This window comes from Burkholderia sp. AU4i, from assembly GCF_000466765.1.
Lineage (GTDB): Bacteria > Pseudomonadota > Gammaproteobacteria > Burkholderiales > Burkholderiaceae > Burkholderia > Burkholderia cepacia.
In genome coordinates this window covers 18,746-38,231 of sequence record NZ_ASSI01000067.1, presented here as the reverse complement: position 1 = coordinate 38,231, position 19,486 = coordinate 18,746, and the positions used below count along the sequence as shown (strand labels likewise).

The following is a 19,486-nucleotide window of genomic DNA, read 5'->3' as shown; positions in this document are numbered from 1 at the left end:
CGGTGCGGTGCGGTGCGGTGCGATGCGGTGCGGTGCGGTGCGGTGCGGCGCCGCTATCGGCCATCGGCGATCAACCGACTTCGATGATGACCTTCAGCGCATGGGTTTGCGCCGCGCGACCGAACGTGTCGTATGCGCGCTCGACGTCGTCGAGCGAGAACCGGTGCGTGATCAGGCGCGTCGGATCGAGGCGCCCGGCGCGTACGGTCTTCAGCAGCATCGGCGTGCTGACCGTGTCGACGAGCCGCGTCGTGATCGAGATATTGCGATCCCACAGTTTCTCGAGGTGCAGGTCGGCCTTGACCCCGTGCACGCCGACGTTCGCGACCACGCCGCCCGGTGCCACCAGCGAGGTGCACATCTCGAACGTCGCCGGAATGCCGACCGCCTCGATCGCGCAATCCACGCCGACGCCGTCGGTCAGCTTCATGACCTCCGCCACCGGGTCGACGGTGCGGCCGTCGATGCAATCGGTCGCGCCGAATCGCCGCGCGACCTCGAGCCGGTTGCTGTCCGGGTCGACCATGATGATCCGCGCGGGCGAGTAGAACTGCGCGGTCAGCAGCGCCGCCAGCCCGATCGGGCCCGCGCCGACGATCGCGACCGAGCAGCCGGGCTGCACCTTGCCGTTCAGCACGCCGCATTCGAACCCGGTCGGCAGGATGTCGGACAGCATCACGAGCGCGTCCTCGTCCGCGCCCGGCGGAATCCGGTACAGGCTCGTCTGCGCATGCGGGATGCGCACGTACTCGGCCTGCGTGCCGTCGATCCGGTTGCCGAGGATCCAGCCGCCCGTCGTGCAGTGCGAATACAGGCCGCGCCGGCAGTACTCGCAGCGGCCGCACGACGAGATGCACGAAATGAGCACGGGATCGCCCGGCTTCAGCGAATCGACCGCGGCACCGACCTGCTCGACGATGCCGACGCCCTCATGGCCGAGAATGCGGCCGGGTTCGCACGTCGGCACGTCGCCCTTGAGAATATGCAGATCGGTTCCGCAGATCGTCGTGCGCGTCACGCGGACGATCGCGTCGGTGGGCGACTGCAGTTCCGGCCTGGGCCGCTCCTCGAGCGCCTTGCGCCCGGGTCCGTGGTAGACGAGTGCTTTCATCGCGGTTCCTCCATCGAAAGAAAGGGTTGCGGGTTCATTCATCAGGACTGCAGGTGATGCCGACCCTGTGCCAGCACCGTCGCGAGTGCGCACGAAGCGATCCGGACGGCGATGCCGTCGGCACGGCTCGTCAGCACGATCGGGACACGTGCGCCGACGACGATGCCTGCGCTGACGGCACCCCCGAGGTATTCGAGCTGCTTCGCGAGCAGGTTGCCGGCCTCGATATCGGGAACGACCAGGATGTCGGCGCGGCCGGCTACCGGCGAATCGATCCCCTTGTCGTGCGCCGCCCGCAGCGAAATCGCGTTGTCGAACGCGAGCGGGCCGTCGACGATCGCACCCGTGAGCTGGCCGCGCTCGGCCATCTTCGCGAGCGCGGCCGCATCGAGTGTCGAGCGCATCGCCGGATTGACGGTCTCGACCGCGCACAGCACCGCCACGCGCGGGCAGGCAACGCCCAGCGCATGTGCGACGTCGATCGCGTTCTGCGTGATGGCCGCTTTCTGCGCGAGATCCGGCGCGATGTTCACCGCCGCGTCGGTCAGGATGAACGGGCGCGGATACGCCGGCGTCTCGATCAGGAAACAGTGGGACATGCGCTTGTCGGTGCGCAGGCCCGAACCGGCCGCGACGACCGCGCCCATCAGCTCGTCCGTATGCAGGCTGCCCTTCATCAGCGCGCCGGCGCGGCCGGCCGCCGCCAGTTCGACCGCGCGGGCCGCCGCCGCATGGCTGTGCGGCACGTCCTCGATCGTCCACGTCGAAAGATCGACGCCCGCCTCGTTCGCCACGCGTTGCACCTTGGCGCGCGGCGCGACGATCAGCGGTTCGATCGCCGCCCCCAGGGGTGACGTGCGCAGCGCCGCAAGCGCAACCAGACTGGTCGCGTCACACGGATGCACGACCGCGACGACGAGCGGCGCCGCGTTGCACGCCCGCGCGATCAGTTCGGGTAATGCGCCGTCCGGGCGTGGCAGCAAGCCGGGCAGGCATGCGTCGTCGAGCCCCTCCGGCGGCGGGTTTTCGCTCATGTTTCGAGTACGTAGGTGCCGGGCGCCGCCGCCAACCCCGCGGCCGGCGTACGGGCCGGCACGTCGCCCGACGAGCGCGCGTGCAGCCAGTCGCGCCAGCAGGTCCACCACGATCCGTCGACGGCCGGCGTGTCGCGCACGAAATCGTGCCGGCTGCGGTAGGCCGCGCCGGGTTCGCGGGTCGCGCATCGATAGTGGCGCCCCGCGTGGCCGGGTTCGGACACGATGCCCGCGTTGTGCCCGCCCGATGTCAGCACGAAGGTCAGCGCGTGGTGCGTGAGCAGGTGGAGCTGGTAGACGGAACGCCACGGCGACACGTGGTCGCGCTCGGTGCCGACCACGAACGTCGGCACGTCGAGATCCGACAACGCGACCGGCCGCCCGTCGACGCAGTAGCGCCCGGCCGCGAGATCGTTGTCGAGAAAGAGCCGCGTCAGGTATTCCGAATGCATCCGATACGGCATGCGCGTGGTGTCCGCATTCCACGACATCAGGTCGTTGGGCTTCGTGCGCGTGCCGAGCAGGTATTCGCTCATCATCCGCGACCAGATCAGGTCGCGCGCGTTCAGCAGTTCGAACGCGGCGGACATCTGCGCGCCGTCCAGGTAACCCTGCCGCCACATCAGCGCGTCGAGTGCGGACAGTTCGCTCGCGTCGATGAACAGGCCGAGCTCGCCGGGTTCGCTGAAATCGGTCTGGGCCGCCAGCAACGTGACCGAGCGCAGTGCGTCGTGTTGCCGCCCGTCGCGCGCGAGCGCCGCCGCGCCGATCGCCAGCAGCGTGCCGCCCAGGCAATAGCCGACCGCGTGGACCGCTTCGCCGCAGATCGATCGGGCGGCATCGAGCGTCGCCATGCACCCGTCGCGCAGATAATCGTCGAGCCCGACGTCGCGGGCCTCCGCGCCCGGGTTGCGCCACGACACCGCAAACACGGTGTAGCCCGCATCGACCAGGAAGCGGATCAGCGAGTTGTGCGGCTGCAGATCGAGGATGTAGTACTTCATGATCCACGACGGCACGATCAGGATCGGTTCGCGCGCGACGCGGGGCGTCGCCGGGTCGTACTGCAGCAGCTCGCACAGCGCGTTGCGCCAGACGACGCGCCCCGGCGTGACCGCCACGTCGCGTCCCGGCAGATACGTGCGCGTGTCGCGGGCCCGCGTGCCGCTCGTGCGATCGAGCAACGCGCTCGCGTCGTCCAGCCAGTTCCGGAAGCCTGCGGAGAGATTCGCGCCGCCGCTGCGCATCGTCGCGTCGAGCGCGACCGGATTGGTCGCCAGGAAGTTGCCGGGCGAGCACGCGTCGAGCCACTGTCGCGCGACGAACCCGACCAGTTCCTCGTGATGCCGTTCGACGCCCGGCACGCCGCGCGTTGCGTCGCGCCACCAGCGCTGGATCGACAGGAAACTGTCGCGATACACGCTGAACGGCCAGCCGGCCCACGCCGGCGCGGCGAAGCGCGGATCGGCCTCGCCGGCATGCACGGCAAGGCCGCTCATGTCCGCATCGTCGGCGCCGCCCTCACGCCGGTTTGCCGCCGGTGCAACGGCGGCCGTGCACGCCTGCGTCGCGAGCTCGAAGCACTTCCCCGGCGACACCGCCAGATGCGCGCCCCAATCGAGCACGGCCAGCGCCAGCGACACGGGCGACAGCCCGAAGGTCATCGCGGCGACGGTCGCATGCGCTGCGCGGTTCCATTGGTCGGCAGGCGAAGTCGTTCCCGCCGGGCATTCGGCGGAACGCGACACCGGGCCGCCCCGATCCGGCGGCGGCATCGATTCGCGCGTGAACGGTGCATGAACGACGGAGGCTGTCATCGCATGTGCATGCCGCCGTTGACATCGAATTCGGCACCCGTCGCAAATGCGCCCGCATCGGAACACAGGAAGCCGACGAGCGCGGCGATCTCGTCGGGGCGGCCGAGACGCCCCACCGGGATCTGCGGCAGGATCTTCGTGTCGAGCACTTCCTTCGGCACCGATTCGAGCATCGCCGTATCCAGATAGCCTGGCGCGACCGTGTTGACCGTCACGCCGTGACGCGCGAGCTCGAGCGCGAGCGCCTTCGTGAAGCCGTGGATGCCGGCCTTCGCGGCCGCGTAGTTCGTTTGCCCGTACGCACCTCTCGCCCCGTTGACGGACCCGATGTTCACGATTCGCCCGAAGCCCGCGTCGATCATGCCGGGCACGAACGGCTTCGTCATGTTGAACATGCTGTCGAGGTTGGTGCGCAGCACCGCATCCCACATGCCCTTGGTCATCTTCACGAAGGTGGCGTCGTGCGTGATGCCGGCGTTGTTGACGAGCACGTCGACGCGCCCGAATTCGGCCAGCACGCGTGCCGCGCAGTGCTGGCACGCATCGTAATCGGCAACGTCGACCTCGTACGCATGAAACGCGCGACCGGCGTCGCGTTCCTGCGTGAGCCACGTCGCGACGTGGTCGTTGTGTTCGGTGTGCGACACCGCCACCGTCATGCCCGCGTCGTGCAGACAACGGCTGATCGCGGCGCCAAGGCCGCCCATTCCACCCGTGACGAACGCGACGCGCCTAGCGGACATGATCGTGCTCCCGCGCGGCAACGCGATCGTCCGGCAGTCGCGCAGCCGTCGTTTCCCCGTCGCTCGCGCCGACGGCCTCGGTGATGCCGAGCTCGAACGCCGCCATCCAGTCGCGCCACGGCATGCTGGCCTCGTTGATCACGGCCAGCCGCCCGAGGTCGGGCAACCAGTCGGTCTGGTAGCGCGCCAGCCCGCCGGTGCCGTATTCGCGCAGCCACGTGCGCCACGCGCCGGCACTCTCGAACTGCCCGCGCATGCAGAGCTCGGTGGCGTCCTGCCAGATCGCGACGGTGGCGATCGTGTAGTCGCGCATCGCCAGCCGGGCCGCTTCACCGAAGGCCGTCCACTCGCTCGTAGCCGTGAGCGCCTGCTGCAGGCCGCGCACGGCGTCGTGGTCCCGCTGGATGCAGCGCCCTGCGAGCGCATGCCATTCCTGCTGCCAGCCTCGGTTCAGCGCGGCCATGCGCAATGCAAGATCGCATCCCGCGCGGCAGGCGTCGTTCGGTGTCGTCAAAGCGTGGGCGCTCATCGTGTTCCCTCCATCGATCCGGTCAACGGATTGGCATCCGCCTCGTGCCGCCCGCCGGGCATCGGCAGGGCGACCGCCTCACTGTGCGGCCGCGGCGCTCGGCTACCGTTGATCTGAGTCAAGCGCGCGGAAACCCTGCTTCGTAGACTGGATTGCACTGGCGGATCACCCGTCGATGGAGCGATTCCGATGAGCTACAAAAGCATGGTCGTGCACCTCGATACGAGCGCCCGCGCGCATTCGCGCCTCGAGTTCGCGTTGCGCCTCGCCCGGCGCTTCGGTGCGCATCTCACCGGGCTGTTCGCGGTCTACACGCCCGAGCCGCATTCGTTCTACGTGATGGCCGGTTCCGCCGACTATTTCCGCGAGCACCGCGAGCGGCGCGACGAACGGCTCGCCGCGCTGGAGCGCCTGTTCCATGCGGAGACCGCCCGCGCCAAGGTGCCGGCGACCTGGGTTCACGCGGACGAACGTGCGAACCTGGCCGTGCCGCGCGCCGCGCGTCTCGCCGATCTCGTGATTGCGGGCCAGAGCGACCCGAACGATCCCGAGACCTTTGTCGACGACCAGTTTCCGGAGAACCTGGTGCTGTCCGCCGGCCGCCCGGTGCTGTTCGTGCCGTACACCGGGGAATTTCCGTCGATCGGCGAACGGGTATTCGTCGCGTGGGACGGCAGCCGCGAAGCGGCCCGCGCCGCGCACGACGCGCTCCCGTTTCTCGAGCATGCGAAGCGCACGACGGTCGCCGCCGTGGTCGACGCCGATTCGGAGGCGGCGACCACGCGCATTCCGGCCGCCGATGCCGCGCTGATGCTGGCACGCCACGCGCACGACGTGAACGTGCTCGACATCGGTACCGGCGCCGGCGCGTCGATCGGCGACACGCTGCTGTCACGCGCCTACGAAACGGGTTCCGACCTGCTCGTGATGGGGGCCTACGGCCATTCGCGCTGGCGCGAACTGGTGATGGGCGGCGCCACGCGCACGGTGCTGGGGTCGATGACGCTGCCGGTGCTGATGTCGCACTGAGCCGGCCGATGCGCACGCTCGCGCTCCTCGTCGTCAATGCCGGTTCGTCGAGCGTGAAGTTCGCGCTCTTTGCGTATCCGCCGCACGACGATCCCGCGCGGCGGCCACTGCACGAGGGCGAAGCGGTCGAGACCGGCAACGGCATGTCGATCCGCTTCGATGCCGAACCGGCCGTTGCATGGCCGCTCGGTGCGAGCGACCCCAGCCACGACGTGCTCGCGCGGATCGCGACGTGGATCCGCGGACAGTTGCCGCACATCACGGTGGGCGCCATCGCCCATCGCGTCGTGCACGGCGGCACACGCTTCATGGAGCCGGTGATCGTCGACGACGCGGTGCTCGGCGCGCTACGCACGCTGACGCCGCTCGCCCCGTTGCATCAGCCGCACGGCCTCGATGCGATCGACGTGCTGCGCGGCGCGTTTCCGGGCGTCCCGCATGTCGCCGTGTTCGACACGGCATTTCATCGCACGCTGCCGCGCACCGAGCAGTTGCTCCCGCTGCCGCACGCGTGGTTCGACGAGGGTGTACGGCGCTACGGGTTCCACGGCCTGTCGTACGAATACCTGGCCGTCGCGCTCGACGAGCGGTTCGGCGCACGTGCGCACGGCCGCGTGATCGCCGCCCATCTCGGCAGCGGTGCCAGCCTGTGCGCGATGCGCGACTGCCGCAGTGTCGCGACGACGATGGGCTTCTCGGCACTCGACGGGCTGATGATGAGCACGCGCTGCGGGGCGCTCGATCCCGGTGTCGTCCTGCACCTGCTCGAAGTCGGCAAGCTGTCGGGCGACGCGCTGGGCCACCTGCTGTATCACGAGTCGGGGCTCAAGGGCGTCTCGGGCGCGTCGGGCGACCCGCGCGTGCTGCTGGCACGCGAAGCCGCCGGCGATGCGCCGGCCGCCGATGCGCTGGCGCTGTACGTCCATCGCATCGTGCGCGAGGCCGGTGCGCTGACCGCGCTGCTCGGCGGCCTCGACATGCTGGTCTTCACGGCCGGCATCGGCGAGCACTCGGCCGTGTTGCGCGAGCGGATCTGCGCAGCGCTCGGCTGGCTCGGCATCGACCTCGACGTGTGCGCGAATGCCGGCCATGCGCAGGTCGTGTCGTCCGCGTCGAGCGCGGTCACGGTGGTCGTCGAGCCGACCAACGAAGCGTGGATCGCGGCACGCGCCGCGGTGCGCGTGCTGCGCGGCAACCGCGCCGCTTGATCCAGATCAGCGCCGTCGGCGCGCACGCGCCGATGATGACCTCATCCACATCCGTTCAAGGGAAATGCCATGTACTCGAACATTCTGGTTGCGCTCGACGGCAGCGACACGTCGTCCCGCGCACTCGACGCCGCGCTGACGCTCGCGGCGGAAACGGGTGCGCGGCTGACCCCCGTCTACGTCGTCGATTTCCTGGTGCCGGCCTACGACATGTACGGATACGATCCGTCGATCCTCGTCGATGCCTTCCGTGAAGAAGGGCTGCGCGTCACCGAGGACGCGGCGCGACGCCTGAAAGCGCGCGACGTGGCCGGCACGCCGCAGATCTCCAACGTCGAGCCCGCGGGCGAAGACATTCCGCGCCGGATCGTCCGTCTTGCCGACGAAACCGGGGCCGACCTGATCGTGATGGGTACGCACGGCCGGCGCGGCTTTCAGCGCCTCTTCCTCGGCAGCGTGGCCGAGCGCGTGCTGCGCCTGGCCACCTGCCCCGTCCTGATGATTCCGGCGAACTGCCCGCCGGAGAAACCCGCCGAAACTGCCGCGGCATCAACCGAAAAGGAGCCGTCATGAGCTACAAGACCCTGCTCGTCCACCTCGACGACAGCGAGCGCTGCGCGACGCGCGTCGACCTCGCACTCGAACTCGCGGCGCGCTGGAACGCGCATCTGATCGGCCTCTACGTGGTCTGCCAGGACCTGTTCGAGCCGTTGCGACGGCCCGACGAACCGCTGAAGCTTGCCGTGTACGAGCGGCTGTGCGAGCAGCGTCGCAAGGAAGCCGAAGAAAAATTCCTGACGGCCGCCGAGCGCGCGGGACGCAGCGTCGAATGGCAGGCTCCCACCGGCGACGCGACCGCCGCCGCCATTCTGCACGCGCGTCACGCCGATCTGCTGGTGCTCGGCCAGGAAGACCCCGACGATCGCATGACCTATGTCGCGCGCCATTTCGTCGAGGATGTCGTGATGGGCAGCGGCCGCCCGGCGATCGTCGTGCCCTACGCCGGCGACGTGCGAACGATCGGCGAGAACGTGCTGATCGGCTGGGACGGCGGGCGCGAAGCCGCCCGCGTGATGGCCGATGCGCTGCCGCTGCTCGCCCGCGCGCGCTTCGTCAACGTCGAGACGGTCGTGCGCGGGCAGCCCGATCCTGACAAGACGCCCGCAGGCGTCGACGTCGCCGCGTATCTCGAACGTCACGGCGTTCGCGCGTCGTTCTCCACGACGCCGCGCGACCGGTCGGTCGGCGTGGGCGCGACGCTGCTGAACCGGGTGACCGACCTGCACGCGGACCTGCTCGTGATGGGTTTGTACAGCCACGCACGCATGCACGAACGCGTGCTGGGCGGCGCCACGCGCACGATCCTCGAGACGATGACGGTGCCGGTGCTGCTGTCTCACTGAGCCGTCGAAAAGAGGGCAGCCGCTTGCGGCCGCCCCCTTTTCATCACAACACGGCGGCACACGCGCCCTGCCCCTCCCGCACGACCAGCACCGGCCGGTCGGCCGTGCGCACCAGCGATTCGGCGACGCTGCCGAGCAACGCGCGGCGCACGCCGCGCCGCCCGTGCGTGCCCATCACGATCAGCTCCGCGTCGCATTCGGCGGCGGCGCGCGCCAGAACGGACGACACGTCCTCGCCGCACGCGTCGAGCGTGTGTGCCGTGCCGCGGACGCCGCACAGGCGAAACGCGGTCTCCGCGTCGGCCACCGCGATCGCGGCCCTGTCCGCATCCAGCCCCGCCGGGTCGCGCTGGCCGATATAGCCGCTGTCGAAATCGGCCACCCTCGGCGCGTCCGATACCACGCACACGGCGACGATCAGGCCGCCTGAATCGCGGGCGAGCGCGATCGCCTCGTCGAGCGCGAGTCGCGAAGCGCGGCTGCCGTCGAGTGCCGCAAAGATCCGTGCATACATGGAGCCTCCCCGTTGCCGTTCCGATTTGACCGGCATGCCAGACCAGTCTGGGCCCGACGCGCGTCGTCCGGTTGACGCCGGTCAAGGCCGCCCGGAAACAGGCGTACACATCGGTCCCGATTGGCGAACCCGGACAAAACGCGCACAATTTCGGGCGACATCGCAGTTTCGGCCTGCCCCGCTTCCCGTGCCCCGCGTCCGGCCCGCCACCCGCCAGCCGCCGGCGATATCCGTCAGGATGAACGGCAATGACAGTCCATGTGCCCGCCTTCAAGGCCGGGCCGGCTCCGCGCAGGGTCCGGCCCGCGCGATCCGCGACCCTCGCCGCGCTGCTGACGCTGGCGCTCGGCCTGGCCACGTCGTTTGCCGCCGCCCGGCTTCTGCAGAACCGGGCGCAGGAAGCCGCCCAGGCACGCTTCGCGCAATCGGCGACGCTCGCGACGGCCGACCTCCGGCGCAGCCTCCTCGGCGCCGCCGCCGTCTTGCGCGGCGCGCGCGGCTTCGCGTCGACGCTGGTCGTGCCGCAATCCGGCGACGCGTGGCGTCGTTACCTCGACGGTCTCGATCTGGACGGCTTGCAGTCGCCCGTCCGCAGCGTCGGGAGAATCGAGTCGAGCTCCGCCAATGACGATCAGGCGACCCGGCGGGCGCTGCAGCGCGCGGCGGAAACCGGCAGGGTCGCGCTGGCCGCGAACGCGACCCGGGACAGCACCGACGCGACGAGTGCCCGCACGGCGCTGATGTTGTATCTGCCGATTTATGCGGACGCTGAAGACGGGGCGCCGTCGGGGCCGCAACATGCGCGCGCGACCGGATACGTCTATGCCGCGCTCGATCCGGCACGTCTCGTCGATCCGTCGATCCTGGATCGGCTACGCGTGGAAATCGCGGCCGACATCCCGGCGGCGCTCGTCCATGCCGGCGGCTTCGGCGGCAACGACGCCGCGGCCGCCGGCACCATGCTCACGCGAACGGATTCGCTGTCGTTCGGTGGTACGCCGCTCACGCTGCGCTACAGTGCGCCGGGCGCGGGCACGACCGGACCCGCGCTGGCCGTGCTGGCGGCCGGCGCCGCGCTGTCGCTGATCCTGGCCGTGCTCGTGCAGCAGGTTGTCTCCACGCGAATCTCCGCCGCCGTGCCCGCCGGCGACGGCCAGCCGACCGGGGAGCGGATGATGGGCATCATCCGGTCATCGATGGAAGCGATCATTACCGTCGACGAAAGCCAGACGATCGTGATCTTCAATCCGGCCGCGGAACGCGTATTCGGTGTCTCGGCGATGGAGGCGATCGGCGCGCCGCTGACCCGCTTCATCCCCGAGCGTTTTCGCGCCGCGCATGCGCGGCACGTCGAGCAATTCGGCGTGACGGGCGTGTCGGATCGCCAGATGGGGCAGCAACGCGTGCTGTTCGGCCTGCGCGGCGACGGCACGGAGTTCCCGATCGAGGCGTCGATATCGCAGATTCACGACGGCACGGGCAAGCTGTACACGGTCATGCTGCGCGACGTCACCGAGCGCGTCCGCGCGGAAAACGCGCTCAGGCAGTCGCGCGAGGAACTCCGCGAGTTGTCCGCCAACCTGCAGAACGTGCGGGAGGAAGAAAAAACGCGGATCGCGCGCGAGTTGCACGACGACCTCGGCCAGCAACTCACCGCGCTCAAGATGGATCTCTCCGCCGTCGAGCTGGGGCTCGCGGGCATCGTCGCCCCCCATACCGGCGTGCGCGAGCAGTTGGGCGGCATGCATCGCCTGATCGATTCGACCGTTGCGTCGGTGCGGCGCATCGCGGCCGATCTGCGGCCGGTGATGCTCGACGACCTGGGTCTCGTCCCGGCGATCGAGTGGCTTGCAAACGATTTCACGCATCGCTACCGGATCACGGTCGACCGGGACATCGCCCCCGCCGATACCGCGTTCACCAGCGCCGGCGCCACCACGCTGTTCCGCATCGTGCAGGAAGCGCTCACCAATGTCGCCCGGCATGCCGATGCGACGCACGTGACGCTCGCGCTGAAAGTGGAAGACGGCTACTGCATGCTGCGCATCGCGGACAACGGCCACGGTGCGCCGGAAGTCGCCCGCGACGAGCGCGATCGTCCGTCGTTCGGGCTGATCGGCATCCGCGAGCGCGCGCACATGCTCGACGGCACGGTGACGATCGACAACCGGCCGGGAACGGGATTCACGATCACCGTGGCGTTGCCGCTTCACGCCATCCAGCAAGGAGATGTGCTGTCATGATCAGGGTACTCATCGCCGACGACCACGCACTCGTCAGGGACGGCCTCCGGCACATCCTGCAGAACGCAAGCGGCTTCGAGGTCGCGGGCGAAGCGTGCGACAGCGCATCCACGATCGCACTCGTGCGCGGCACGGCCGCGAACGTGCTGGTGCTCGACCTGTCGATGCCCGGCCGGAACGGCGTCGAGCTCATCAAGCAGATCAGGGACGAGAAACCGGCCTTGCACGTCCTCGTGCTGACGATGCACGCCGAGCAGCAATACGCGGTGCGCGCGTTCCGCGCGGGCGCATCCGGCTACATGACCAAGGAGAGCGCGAGCGCCGAGCTGGTCGCGGCGCTGACCAAGATCGCGGCCGGCGGCGTGTATGTCAGCCTGACGATGGCCGAACAGTTTGCGCAGAGCCTGAACGAACCGACCGATCTCCTGCCGCACCAGCGTCTGTCCGACCGTGAATTCGACGTCTTCCGGCGCGTCACCACCGGCGAGTCGATTTCCGAAATCGCGCAGGCGCTCTGCGTCAGCGTCAAGACCGTCAGCACGTACAAGACGCGCATTCTCGAGAAGATGCAAATGCCGAACGACACCGCGCTCGTGCGTTATGCGATGCGCCACAAGCTGTTCGACGACCCGGACGAACTCTGACGGCGGCCAGGCAGCCGGCCGCTTGCGCCCCGCCGATCTCGCTGCCACCGGCCGCCTCGGCGGCAAGATCGCGGCAAGATGCCGCCCCCTTTGTAGGAAACGCCCTACAACGCTTCCACGTGTCCTACCGCATCTTCAATTCCGGCTGATTTCCGTCGAGCGCCGCGCCATCCATACTGCGTATCAAGAAAAACAAGCCAGCGTGCCGCCCGGAGCAATGGCCGCATCAATGCCGAGACCGGTTTCGGTCTCGTGGCCCGTCCGGTGTGGTTCCCCATCAGGAAGGCGGCAGACACCAAGGCCGCCGGTACGACGGCCAGCGCGATCCCGCCCGACAGCGATTCGCCGCTGGCCCAGGAATTGGAGCCGATCATGCAAAGCCATGCCGATGTTTCGCAGACCCTGCCGTTACACCCGTTACAACCGTCACGTCCGTTCATCCCGCTGCATCCCGTCGAACGGGCGGACCAGCCGAAGCGCGCCGCGTCCCGTTGCTCGACCTGCGCGCTGCGTACCGTGTGCATGCCGCCCGATCTTTCGCCGGACGATTTCGCGCGTGTCGACGCGATGATCTGCACGACGCGGCACGTCAGGCGCGGCGAAACGCTGTTTCGCGCGGGTGACGCATTCAACAGCATCTATGCGGTCAGAACCGGGTCGTTCAAGACCATCGTGATGCATCGCGACGGAGACGAGCAGATCACCGGCTTCCAGATCGTCGGCGAATCGCTCGGGCTCGACGGCGTGCACACCGGGCGGCACAACGGCGACGCAATCGCGCTCGAGGACAGCACCGTCTGCATCATTCCGTTTGGCCAGCTCGAACAGATGTGCCGCGACGTTCGGCCGATGCAGCATCACGTGTATCAGATGATGAGCGGCGAGATCGTGCGCGAATCCGCGCAGATGCTGCTGCTCGGCACGATGACCGCCGAGCAGCGCGTGGCCGCCTTCCTGCTGAACCTGTCCACGCGCTTCAAGGCGCGCGGCTACTCGGCCGCCGAATTCGTGCTGCGGATGACGCGCGACGAGATCGGCGAGTATCTCGGGATGAAGCTCGAAACGGTCAGCCGCATGATGTCGAAGTTCCAGCGCAAGGGGCTCGTCGCCGCGCAAGGCAAGCAGATCCGCATCGTCGATCCGGACGGCCTCGGGCGCATCTGAGCGCATGGCGGTGCGGGCATGCCGAGCGGGATCAGCCGCGCATGCCGAGCACGGCGGCACCGGACACGCGCCCCGCGCGCAGATCGTCCAGCGCGCGGTTTGCATCGGTCAGCGCGTAACGCACTGCTTCGACCCGCAGCGGCATCGCATCGGCGATCCGCATGAACGCGGCCGCGTCCGCACGCGTCAGGTTGGCGACCGACACGATGCGGCGCTCGCCCCACAGCCACGCGTACGGAAAGCCCGGGATATCGCTCATGTGAATGCCGCCGCATACGACGATCCCGCCTTTGTCGACCGCGCGAAGCGCGGCCGGCACCAGTGCGCCCACCGGCGCGAAGACGAGTGCGGCGTCGAGGGGTTCCGGCGGCGTTTCGTCGCTGCCGCCGGCCCATGCGGCACCGAGTGACAGCGCGAGCTGCTGGGCGACGGTGTCGCCGGGCTTCGTCAACGCAAACACCTTCCGCCCCTCGAAATGCGCGACCTGCGCGACGAGATGGGCGGCCGCGCCGAAGCCGTAGATGCCGACGCGACGCGCATCGCCGGCCATGCGCAAGGTTCGGTAACCGATCAGGCCGGCGCACAGCAGCGGCGCGGCCTCGAGATCGGAATAGCGCCGCGGCAGGTGCACGCAATAGCGATGGTCGGCAACGGCGCACTCGGCATAACCGCCGTCGATCGTGTAACCGGTGAATCCCGGGCTGTCGCACAGGTTTTCGCGGCCGGACGCGCAGTACGCGCAATGCCCGCAGGTCGAGCCCAGCCATGGAACGCCCACCCGGTCGCCGACGGAAAATCCCGTCACGCCCTCGCCGGGCACGCGCACCGTTCCGACGATCTCGTGCCCCGGCACCAGCGGCAGCTTCGGGTGCGCGAGTTCGCCGTCGACGACATGGAGATCGGTCCGGCATACACCGCACGCGTGCACGTCGATCAGCAGCTGGCCCGGCGCCGGCAGCGGTTCCGGCACGCGCGCCTCGCGCAAATGCGGCGTCGTGCCGTCAAACATCATCGCAAGCATGCTCGCCTCCCCGCGCCATCGTGTTCGCGCGCGTCACGATCCAAGGCTAGTCGCCACGCGCCGCACGCGCATGGCGCAGTGACGGGCGCTTGATGTGGGTCAACGGCGGCCGGCCGGTTGCTGACACGATGAAGTGGCATGACGCCGCCGGCCCGGCGACCAGGAGATGATCGAATGACAGCCGTTCCCCCACTTGCCGCAAGCGCGCATCCCGAAGCACTTCTGAGGTCGCTGCTGGCCTATGCGGTGCTGGCCCCGTCCAGCCACAATTCGCAGCCGTGGCGGTTCATCGTCGACGGGCCCACGATCGCGGTCTGCGCGGATCGCGTCCGTGCGCTGCCCGTGGTCGATCCGTTCGATCGCGAGCTGATCATCAGTTGCGGCGCCGCGTTGCTCAACCTGCGTGTCGCGCTCGACCACGCAGGGCTCGCCCATACGATCAGCACGTTTCCGTCCGAAGTCGACCCCGATCTCCTCGCACTGGTTCGGGTCTGCGACGACGGCTACTCCGACGCGTCGCTCGGCGCGCTGTTCGATGCGATTCCGGAGCGCGTGACGACGCGCGCGCCGTTCGAATCGACGGCCGTCCCGGACACGCTCCAGCGCGAGCTGATCGCGGCCGGCGTGGCGGAAGGCGTCGAGGTCGCCTGTGTCGACGCGATCGCGCACCGCGCACGGGTGGCCGAGCTCGTCGCCGAAGCCGACCGGCAGCAGTTCGCCGATCCGCGCTTCCGGCGCGAGCTGGCGAGCTGGATCGATCCGCGCCGGCACGTCGACGGCATGCCGGCATTCGCGGCCGGCGTGCCGACGCTGCTGGACTTCGCGGCGCCCGTCGTGACGATGGCGGTCCGGACGTTCGATCTCGGCAACGGGCTCGCCGCGCTGCATCACCAGCTGGTCGGCGCGTCGCCGCTGATCGTCTGCCTGTCGACCGTCCGCGACGATCGCGAGGCATGGCTCGCCGCCGGACAGGCGCTGGAGCGCGTCCTGCTCGTCGCGGCGCGCGCGGGCCATACGGCGTCCTACCTGAACCAGCCGATCGAGACGGCCGGGCTGCGCGCCCACCTGCGCCACATGCTCGGGCTGCGCGGCGAGCCGCAGTTGCTGCTGCGCGTCGGGCGCGGCCCGCATACGCCGCATTCGCCGCGCCGCCCGCTCGACGAAGTCGTCTCCTGATCGCGCCGCGCGGCAAGGTGCGCCTCTCCGACCCCGACGAGGAAAAAAACATGAACCTCCTGCGTTTCGCCGCCCTCTGCGCGATCGCTGCGGCGGCCGGCCCGGCCGCCGCGCAGACGGCCGTGCCCGAGCCGACCGATCTCGTCAACGCGCAGCACTGCATGTTCTGCCACACGCCCGACATGAGGTTCCTCGGGCCGTCGTTCCACGAGATCGCGCAGCGCTATCGCGGCGATCCGGCGGCCGCCGCGGAACTGGAACGCAAGCTGCGCGTCGGCGGCCGCGTGCACTGGGGCGACACGCCGATGCCGTCCGCCGAGGATCGCGGCGGCCCGCTGTCCGCCGACGACGCGCACCAGCTCGTGCAATGGGTGCTGAGCCAGTAGCCGGACCGCCAGCCCGCACCGCATGCCGACCGCCATCAAACGCATCCCCGCCCGTACGGTACGAGGCAACGCGCGCCGCCGTGCCGCACCCGGCGCGACGCCGGCGGACACGCGCGGCATGCCCGCACGTCCGCGGCCCGATGCGCTCGCCGGCAACGACGACAGCGCGCGCCCCGGCCCGCCCCGTGCGCGGCGTCCCGCCCGACGCCCGAAGCGCACGCCCGTCGACGACGACGCCGCCATCCTGCAACGCGCGAGCATGCGTGGCATCCGGCTGCAGCTCGACTACTGGAAAGCCGAGGCACGCCTGCAGAGCGAAGGCATCGGCCATGCCGTCGTGATCTACGGCAGTACGCGCATCGTCGCCCCAGCCGTCGCGAATGCCCGGCTGGACGAAGCCAATCGCCTGCTCGCGCAGCGTCCGCACGATGCGGGCCGGCGCCGCGCCGTCGCGGCGGCGAGCCGGCTCGTCGAGCACAGCGTGTATTACCGCGTCGCACGCGAATTCGGGCGCATCGTCGGCCACGCCGACCGCTGCACGCGCACCGCGCGGCTCGCCGTGGTCACCGGCGGCGGCCCCGGCATCATGGAGGCCGCGAACCGCGGCGCGTACGAGCGCGGCGCGCCGAGCATCGGCCTGAACATCGAGTTGCCGCGCGAACAGGCGCCGAATCCGTACATCACGCCCGATCTCGGTTTCCAGTTCCACTATTTCGCGATCCGCAAGCTGCACCTGCTCGAACGCGCGAAAGCCGCCGTGTTCTTCCCGGGCGGCTACGGCACATTCGACGAGCTGTTCGAGGTCCTGACGCTGCTGCAGACGCGCAAGATCCCGCCGCTGCCCGTCATCCTCGTCGGCGAGGCGTACTGGCGCCGCGCGGTGGACCTGGCCTTCCTCGCCGACGAGGGGATGATCGATCGCAGCGATCTCGACCTGTTCACGTACTGCGAAGCCGCCCCCGACATCTGGCGCGCGATCGGAAGCTGGTATGCACGGCGGCGCGCGGCGCGGCCGGTGCGCCGCCGCGCGCCGCCGAAACCGCGTGCCGTGTAGGAATCTGCCGACGCGCTCCGCACGATTCCTACCGCAGCTTCGGGGCATGCCGATTGAATCGCGCGGGCGCGGCAACGATACTGAAACCACGGATCGCGGCTGCGCGCCAGCCGGATTCCGGGCCATCAGGAGAGCCGTCATGACACACGCTACCCCGCTTCCCGATTCGGGCGACCAGGCCCGCCGGCCTGACGCTGCCGCGCTCGACACGCAGGCGCTCGTCGCCCTGGCGCGCGACGCCGGCATGCTCGTGATCCTCGACGGACAGATCGGGCGCGAGCGGTACGAGAGCGTGACGGGCTCGATCGCCACGCTGGCCCGCTTCGCGCAGGCACTGCAACTGTCGGCACTCAAGGCCGCCTGAAGCCCGCAGCCGTGCCGCGCCGCCGGCATCCGGTGCGACGGCGGCGGCCCGGTCGTCCGCTGCAATGATCACGCTCGCCCTGCCGTCCCGTCCGTCTGCCCGGGCCGGCCGCATTCCGGTCGCCACGCGCCTGCCAACGCCGTCCATCCCGTCCATCCCGTTCGCCCGGACGTCTCCGGGATGAAGCCGCGATGAACCGGCACCTTTCCGGACACGTCGCCCACCTGTTTCCGGGCATCGCACTGCTCGCGCACTACCGGCGCGCATGGCTGTCGCGCGACCTGTATGCGGGCCTCGCGCTGTCGGCCGTGCTGGTGCCCGTCGGCATGAGCTATGCACAGGCGGCCGGCCTGCCCGCCGTCACGGGCCTCCATGCGTCGATCGCCGCGTTGCTCGCGTATGCGCTGCTCGGCCCGAGCCGGATCCTCGTCCTCGGCCCCGATTCGGCGCTGGCCGCGCTGATCGCCGGCGCGATCGCCCCGCTCGCCGACCATGACCCGCAGCGCGCCATCGCGCTGGCCGGCGCGCTGGCGCTGGCGGCCGGCACGATCTGCATCCTGCTCGGCACCCTGCGCCTCGGCTTCGTCACCGACCTGCTGTCACGTCCGATCCAGTACGGCTACCTGAACGGTATCGCGATTGCGCTCGCGATCGGCCGATTGCCGGAACTGCTCGGCATGCCCGCGGCGGGCGGCGACGTGTTCTCCAGCGTGCCGCCCATCGTGCACGCGCTCGCCGAAGGCCGGTTCTCCACCGATGCCGCGCTGCTGGGCAGCGGTGCGCTCGCCACCATTTTCCTGATGAAACGGGTGATGCCGCGCGCACCCGGCGTATTGATCGCGGTGCTGGCGGCGACCGTGGTCGCGCACGTGTGGCCGCTGCACGGCATCGCGACGGTCGGCACGTTGCCGGCCGGCGCGCCCGTGCCGCACCTGCCGGTCGTCTCCGTCGCCGACCTGGGCGCGCTCGCGTCAGGCGCCGTCGCCGTCGCGCTGGTGTCGTTCGCCGACATCAGCATGCTGTCGCGCGCCCTGTCGGCGCGTTCGGGCGAAACGCCGGATCGCAACCAGGAACTGGTCGCACTAGGCGCCGCCAATCTGCTGGCCGGCATGATGCAGGGCTGCGCGGTCAGCAGCAGCGCATCGCGCACGCCCGTCGCGATTGCCGCGGGCGCGCAGAGCCAGGTCACGAACCTCGTCGCGGCGGCGTGCATCGCGATCCTGCTCGTTGCCGCGCCGACGCTGCTGACCGGCGTCCCGCGCGCGGCGCTGGCCGCCGTCGTGATGTACGCGGCGTTCGGCATCGCGGACGTCCGCAGCGTCGTCCGGCTGTACCGGATGCGTCGCGGCGAATGCCTGATTGCGGTGCTGTGCTTTGCCGGCGTGATCGGCATCGGCGTCGTGCCCGGCATCCTGCTCGCCAGCGCGCTGTCGCTGCTGTCGTTCGTGTGGCGAGCCTGGCATCCGTACGATGCGGTGCTGGGCCGGCTGGCCGGCGTGCGCGGTTATCACGACATCGCGCGTCATCCGGACGCCGTGCAGACGCCGGGGCTCCTGTTGTTCCGCTGGGATGCGCCGCTCTTCTACGCGAACGTCGAGATCTTCTGCGAGCATCTGCACGCGGCCATCGTGTCGTCTGCGTCTCCGGTCACGCGCATCGTCATCGCGGCCGAGCCCGTCACGGATATCGACGTCAGCGCCGCCGACCGGCTCGTGGCGCTTTGCGAGGAACTCCGCGCGCAGACCATCGCACTGGATTTCGCCGAAATGAAGGGGCCGGTGAAGGATCGCCTGCGCGCCTACGGGCTGTTCGACGCGTTCGGTCCCGCCAGCTTCTTTCCGACCGTGACCGACGCCGTCGCGCATCATGTCCGGCGGCAGCGCGAACATCCGCGCGACGGCGAACCGGCTGCGCGCCCCGCGCCGCCGCCTGCCGGCCGTGACCGGGCCGACGGATAGGCACACCGATACCCGTGCGATTCGGCGCTCGTTGCATCGGATGACGAACGAAACGTCGACGCACGGGAGACACGTTCACGTGCGCCGT

Annotated in this window: 19 protein-coding genes; 12 read left to right on the top strand and 7 right to left on the bottom strand. The window is 69.8% G+C overall.

Going from position 1 to position 19,486, the window contains the following annotated elements; genetic code table 11:
* Positions 1-70: 70 nt before the first annotated feature.
* Genes L810_RS16380 through L810_RS16360 form a run of 5 tightly spaced genes read right to left on the bottom strand, consistent with a single transcriptional unit; the run spans position 71 to position 5,234 of the window.
* Positions 71-1,111, bottom strand: a complete 1,041-nt coding sequence (locus L810_RS16380; protein WP_021159387.1) for a zinc-dependent alcohol dehydrogenase family protein — start codon at positions 1,109-1,111, stop codon at positions 71-73.
* Positions 1,112-1,152: 41 nt separating this feature from the next.
* A complete protein-coding gene (locus L810_RS16375) occupies positions 1,153-2,145 on the bottom strand; it encodes a bifunctional enoyl-CoA hydratase/phosphate acetyltransferase (RefSeq protein ID WP_021159386.1) in 993 nt (330 codons plus the stop codon).
* The gene (locus L810_RS16370; protein ID WP_021159385.1) at positions 2,142-3,962 is read right to left on the bottom strand and encodes a PHA/PHB synthase family protein; all 1,821 of its coding nucleotides are present in this window, start codon (positions 3,960-3,962) and stop codon (positions 2,142-2,144) included. Before L810_RS16370 ends, L810_RS16375 begins: the two co-directional genes overlap by 4 nt.
* Positions 3,959-4,705: a beta-ketoacyl-ACP reductase gene (locus L810_RS16365; protein WP_042974958.1), complete on the bottom strand. Its 747-nt coding sequence runs from the start codon at positions 4,703-4,705 to the stop codon at positions 3,959-3,961. The genes L810_RS16370 and L810_RS16365 overlap by 4 nt, the downstream gene beginning before the upstream one ends.
* Positions 4,695-5,234 carry a hypothetical protein gene (locus tag L810_RS16360; protein WP_021159383.1) on the bottom strand — a complete coding sequence of 180 codons (540 nt, stop codon included), beginning with the start codon at positions 5,232-5,234 and terminating at the stop codon, positions 4,695-4,697. Before L810_RS16360 ends, L810_RS16365 begins: the two co-directional genes overlap by 11 nt.
* A 189-nt stretch (positions 5,235-5,423) precedes the next feature.
* Between L810_RS16360 and L810_RS16355 the strand changes: the two genes are divergently transcribed.
* From L810_RS16355 to L810_RS16340, 4 genes are all read left to right on the top strand, one after another.
* Positions 5,424-6,263 (top strand): universal stress protein, encoded by an 840-nt coding sequence (locus L810_RS16355; protein ID WP_021159382.1) that lies wholly within the window; start codon positions 5,424-5,426, stop codon positions 6,261-6,263.
* An 8-nt stretch (positions 6,264-6,271) separates the two neighbouring features.
* Entirely contained in the window at positions 6,272-7,471 is a 1,200-nt protein-coding gene (locus tag L810_RS16350; RefSeq protein ID WP_021159381.1) for an acetate/propionate family kinase, read from the top strand.
* A gap of 69 nt (positions 7,472-7,540) precedes the next feature.
* The gene (locus L810_RS16345) at positions 7,541-8,044 is read left to right on the top strand and encodes a universal stress protein (RefSeq protein ID WP_021159380.1); all 504 of its coding nucleotides are present in this window, start codon (positions 7,541-7,543) and stop codon (positions 8,042-8,044) included.
* Entirely contained in the window at positions 8,041-8,874 is an 834-nt protein-coding gene (locus tag L810_RS16340; RefSeq protein ID WP_021159379.1) for a universal stress protein, read from the top strand. The genes L810_RS16345 and L810_RS16340 overlap by 4 nt, the downstream gene beginning before the upstream one ends.
* Before the next feature lie 43 nt (positions 8,875-8,917).
* Here the strand turns inward: L810_RS16340 and L810_RS16335 are convergent, their stop codons facing one another.
* On the bottom strand, positions 8,918-9,388 hold the full coding sequence (locus L810_RS16335; RefSeq protein WP_021159378.1) for a universal stress protein: 471 nt from the start codon (positions 9,386-9,388) through the stop codon (positions 8,918-8,920).
* Between the two features lie 248 nt (positions 9,389-9,636).
* Here L810_RS16335 and L810_RS16330 point away from each other — a divergent pair, with 248 nt between their 5' ends.
* From L810_RS16330 to fnr, 3 genes are all read left to right on the top strand, one after another.
* Positions 9,637-11,631 (top strand): PAS domain S-box protein, encoded by a 1,995-nt coding sequence (locus L810_RS16330; RefSeq protein WP_021159377.1) that lies wholly within the window; start codon positions 9,637-9,639, stop codon positions 11,629-11,631.
* Positions 11,628-12,275, top strand: coding sequence for a response regulator (locus L810_RS16325; protein ID WP_021159376.1), 648 nt, complete (start codon positions 11,628-11,630; stop codon positions 12,273-12,275). Before L810_RS16330 ends, L810_RS16325 begins: the two co-directional genes overlap by 4 nt.
* A gap of 372 nt (positions 12,276-12,647) precedes the next feature.
* Entirely contained in the window at positions 12,648-13,439 is a 792-nt protein-coding gene (fnr, locus tag L810_RS16320) for a fumarate/nitrate reduction transcriptional regulator Fnr (protein ID WP_042974976.1), read from the top strand.
* Positions 13,440-13,470: 31 nt separating this feature from the next.
* On the opposite strand, the gene L810_RS16315 is transcribed toward fnr, so the two are convergent.
* On the bottom strand, positions 13,471-14,460 hold the full coding sequence (locus L810_RS16315; RefSeq protein ID WP_042974955.1) for a zinc-dependent alcohol dehydrogenase family protein: 990 nt from the start codon (positions 14,458-14,460) through the stop codon (positions 13,471-13,473).
* Between the two features lie 174 nt (positions 14,461-14,634).
* Here L810_RS16315 and L810_RS16310 point away from each other — a divergent pair, with 174 nt between their 5' ends.
* The 5 genes from L810_RS16310 to L810_RS16290 all read left to right on the top strand — a co-directional run bounded on the left by L810_RS16310 (position 14,635) and on the right by L810_RS16290 (position 19,398).
* A complete protein-coding gene (locus L810_RS16310; RefSeq protein WP_021159374.1) occupies positions 14,635-15,636 on the top strand; it encodes an Acg family FMN-binding oxidoreductase in 1,002 nt (333 codons plus the stop codon).
* Positions 15,637-15,686: 50 nt separating this feature from the next.
* On the top strand, positions 15,687-16,022 hold the full coding sequence (locus L810_RS16305; protein WP_021159373.1) for a c-type cytochrome: 336 nt from the start codon (positions 15,687-15,689) through the stop codon (positions 16,020-16,022).
* Positions 16,023-16,044: 22 nt separating this feature from the next.
* Positions 16,045-17,076, top strand: a complete 1,032-nt coding sequence (locus L810_RS16300) for a TIGR00730 family Rossman fold protein (RefSeq protein ID WP_021159372.1) — start codon at positions 16,045-16,047, stop codon at positions 17,074-17,076.
* Positions 17,077-17,215: 139 nt separating this feature from the next.
* Entirely contained in the window at positions 17,216-17,440 is a 225-nt protein-coding gene (locus L810_RS16295; RefSeq protein WP_021159371.1) for a hypothetical protein, read from the top strand.
* Between the two features lie 191 nt (positions 17,441-17,631).
* Complete coding sequence (locus L810_RS16290; RefSeq protein ID WP_021159370.1) at positions 17,632-19,398, top strand: SulP family inorganic anion transporter; 1,767 nt, start codon at positions 17,632-17,634, stop codon at positions 19,396-19,398.
* Positions 19,399-19,486: the final 88 nt, after the last annotated feature.

Excerpts from the sequence above, each read along its gene's own strand:
- L810_RS16290 (WP_021159370.1), top strand. The coding sequence starts at position 17,632 with ATGAACCGGCACCTTTCCGGACACGTCGCCCACCTGTTTCCGGGCATC.
- L810_RS16315 (WP_042974955.1), bottom strand. The coding sequence starts at position 14,460 with ATGCTTGCGATGATGTTTGACGGCACGACGCCGCATTTGCGCGAGGCG.
- L810_RS16305 (WP_021159373.1), top strand. The coding sequence starts at position 15,687 with ATGAACCTCCTGCGTTTCGCCGCCCTCTGCGCGATCGCTGCGGCGGCC.
- L810_RS16360 (WP_021159383.1), bottom strand. The coding sequence starts at position 5,234 with ATGAGCGCCCACGCTTTGACGACACCGAACGACGCCTGCCGCGCGGGA.
- L810_RS16370 (WP_021159385.1), bottom strand. The coding sequence starts at position 3,962 with ATGACAGCCTCCGTCGTTCATGCACCGTTCACGCGCGAATCGATGCCG.
- L810_RS16310 (WP_021159374.1), top strand. The coding sequence starts at position 14,635 with ATGACAGCCGTTCCCCCACTTGCCGCAAGCGCGCATCCCGAAGCACTT.
- L810_RS16340 (WP_021159379.1), top strand. The coding sequence starts at position 8,041 with ATGAGCTACAAGACCCTGCTCGTCCACCTCGACGACAGCGAGCGCTGC.
- L810_RS16355 (WP_021159382.1), top strand. The coding sequence starts at position 5,424 with ATGAGCTACAAAAGCATGGTCGTGCACCTCGATACGAGCGCCCGCGCG.
- fnr (WP_042974976.1), top strand. The coding sequence starts at position 12,648 with ATGCAAAGCCATGCCGATGTTTCGCAGACCCTGCCGTTACACCCGTTA.
- L810_RS16295 (WP_021159371.1), top strand. The coding sequence starts at position 17,216 with ATGACACACGCTACCCCGCTTCCCGATTCGGGCGACCAGGCCCGCCGG.
- L810_RS16300 (WP_021159372.1), top strand. The coding sequence starts at position 16,045 with ATGCCGACCGCCATCAAACGCATCCCCGCCCGTACGGTACGAGGCAAC.
- L810_RS16350 (WP_021159381.1), top strand. The coding sequence starts at position 6,272 with ATGCGCACGCTCGCGCTCCTCGTCGTCAATGCCGGTTCGTCGAGCGTG.
- L810_RS16380 (WP_021159387.1), bottom strand. The coding sequence starts at position 1,111 with ATGAAAGCACTCGTCTACCACGGACCCGGGCGCAAGGCGCTCGAGGAG.
- L810_RS16325 (WP_021159376.1), top strand. The coding sequence starts at position 11,628 with ATGATCAGGGTACTCATCGCCGACGACCACGCACTCGTCAGGGACGGC.
- L810_RS16335 (WP_021159378.1), bottom strand. The coding sequence starts at position 9,388 with ATGTATGCACGGATCTTTGCGGCACTCGACGGCAGCCGCGCTTCGCGA.
- L810_RS16365 (WP_042974958.1), bottom strand. The coding sequence starts at position 4,705 with ATGTCCGCTAGGCGCGTCGCGTTCGTCACGGGTGGAATGGGCGGCCTT.
- L810_RS16345 (WP_021159380.1), top strand. The coding sequence starts at position 7,541 with ATGTACTCGAACATTCTGGTTGCGCTCGACGGCAGCGACACGTCGTCC.
- L810_RS16330 (WP_021159377.1), top strand. The coding sequence starts at position 9,637 with ATGACAGTCCATGTGCCCGCCTTCAAGGCCGGGCCGGCTCCGCGCAGG.
- L810_RS16375 (WP_021159386.1), bottom strand. The coding sequence starts at position 2,145 with ATGAGCGAAAACCCGCCGCCGGAGGGGCTCGACGACGCATGCCTGCCC.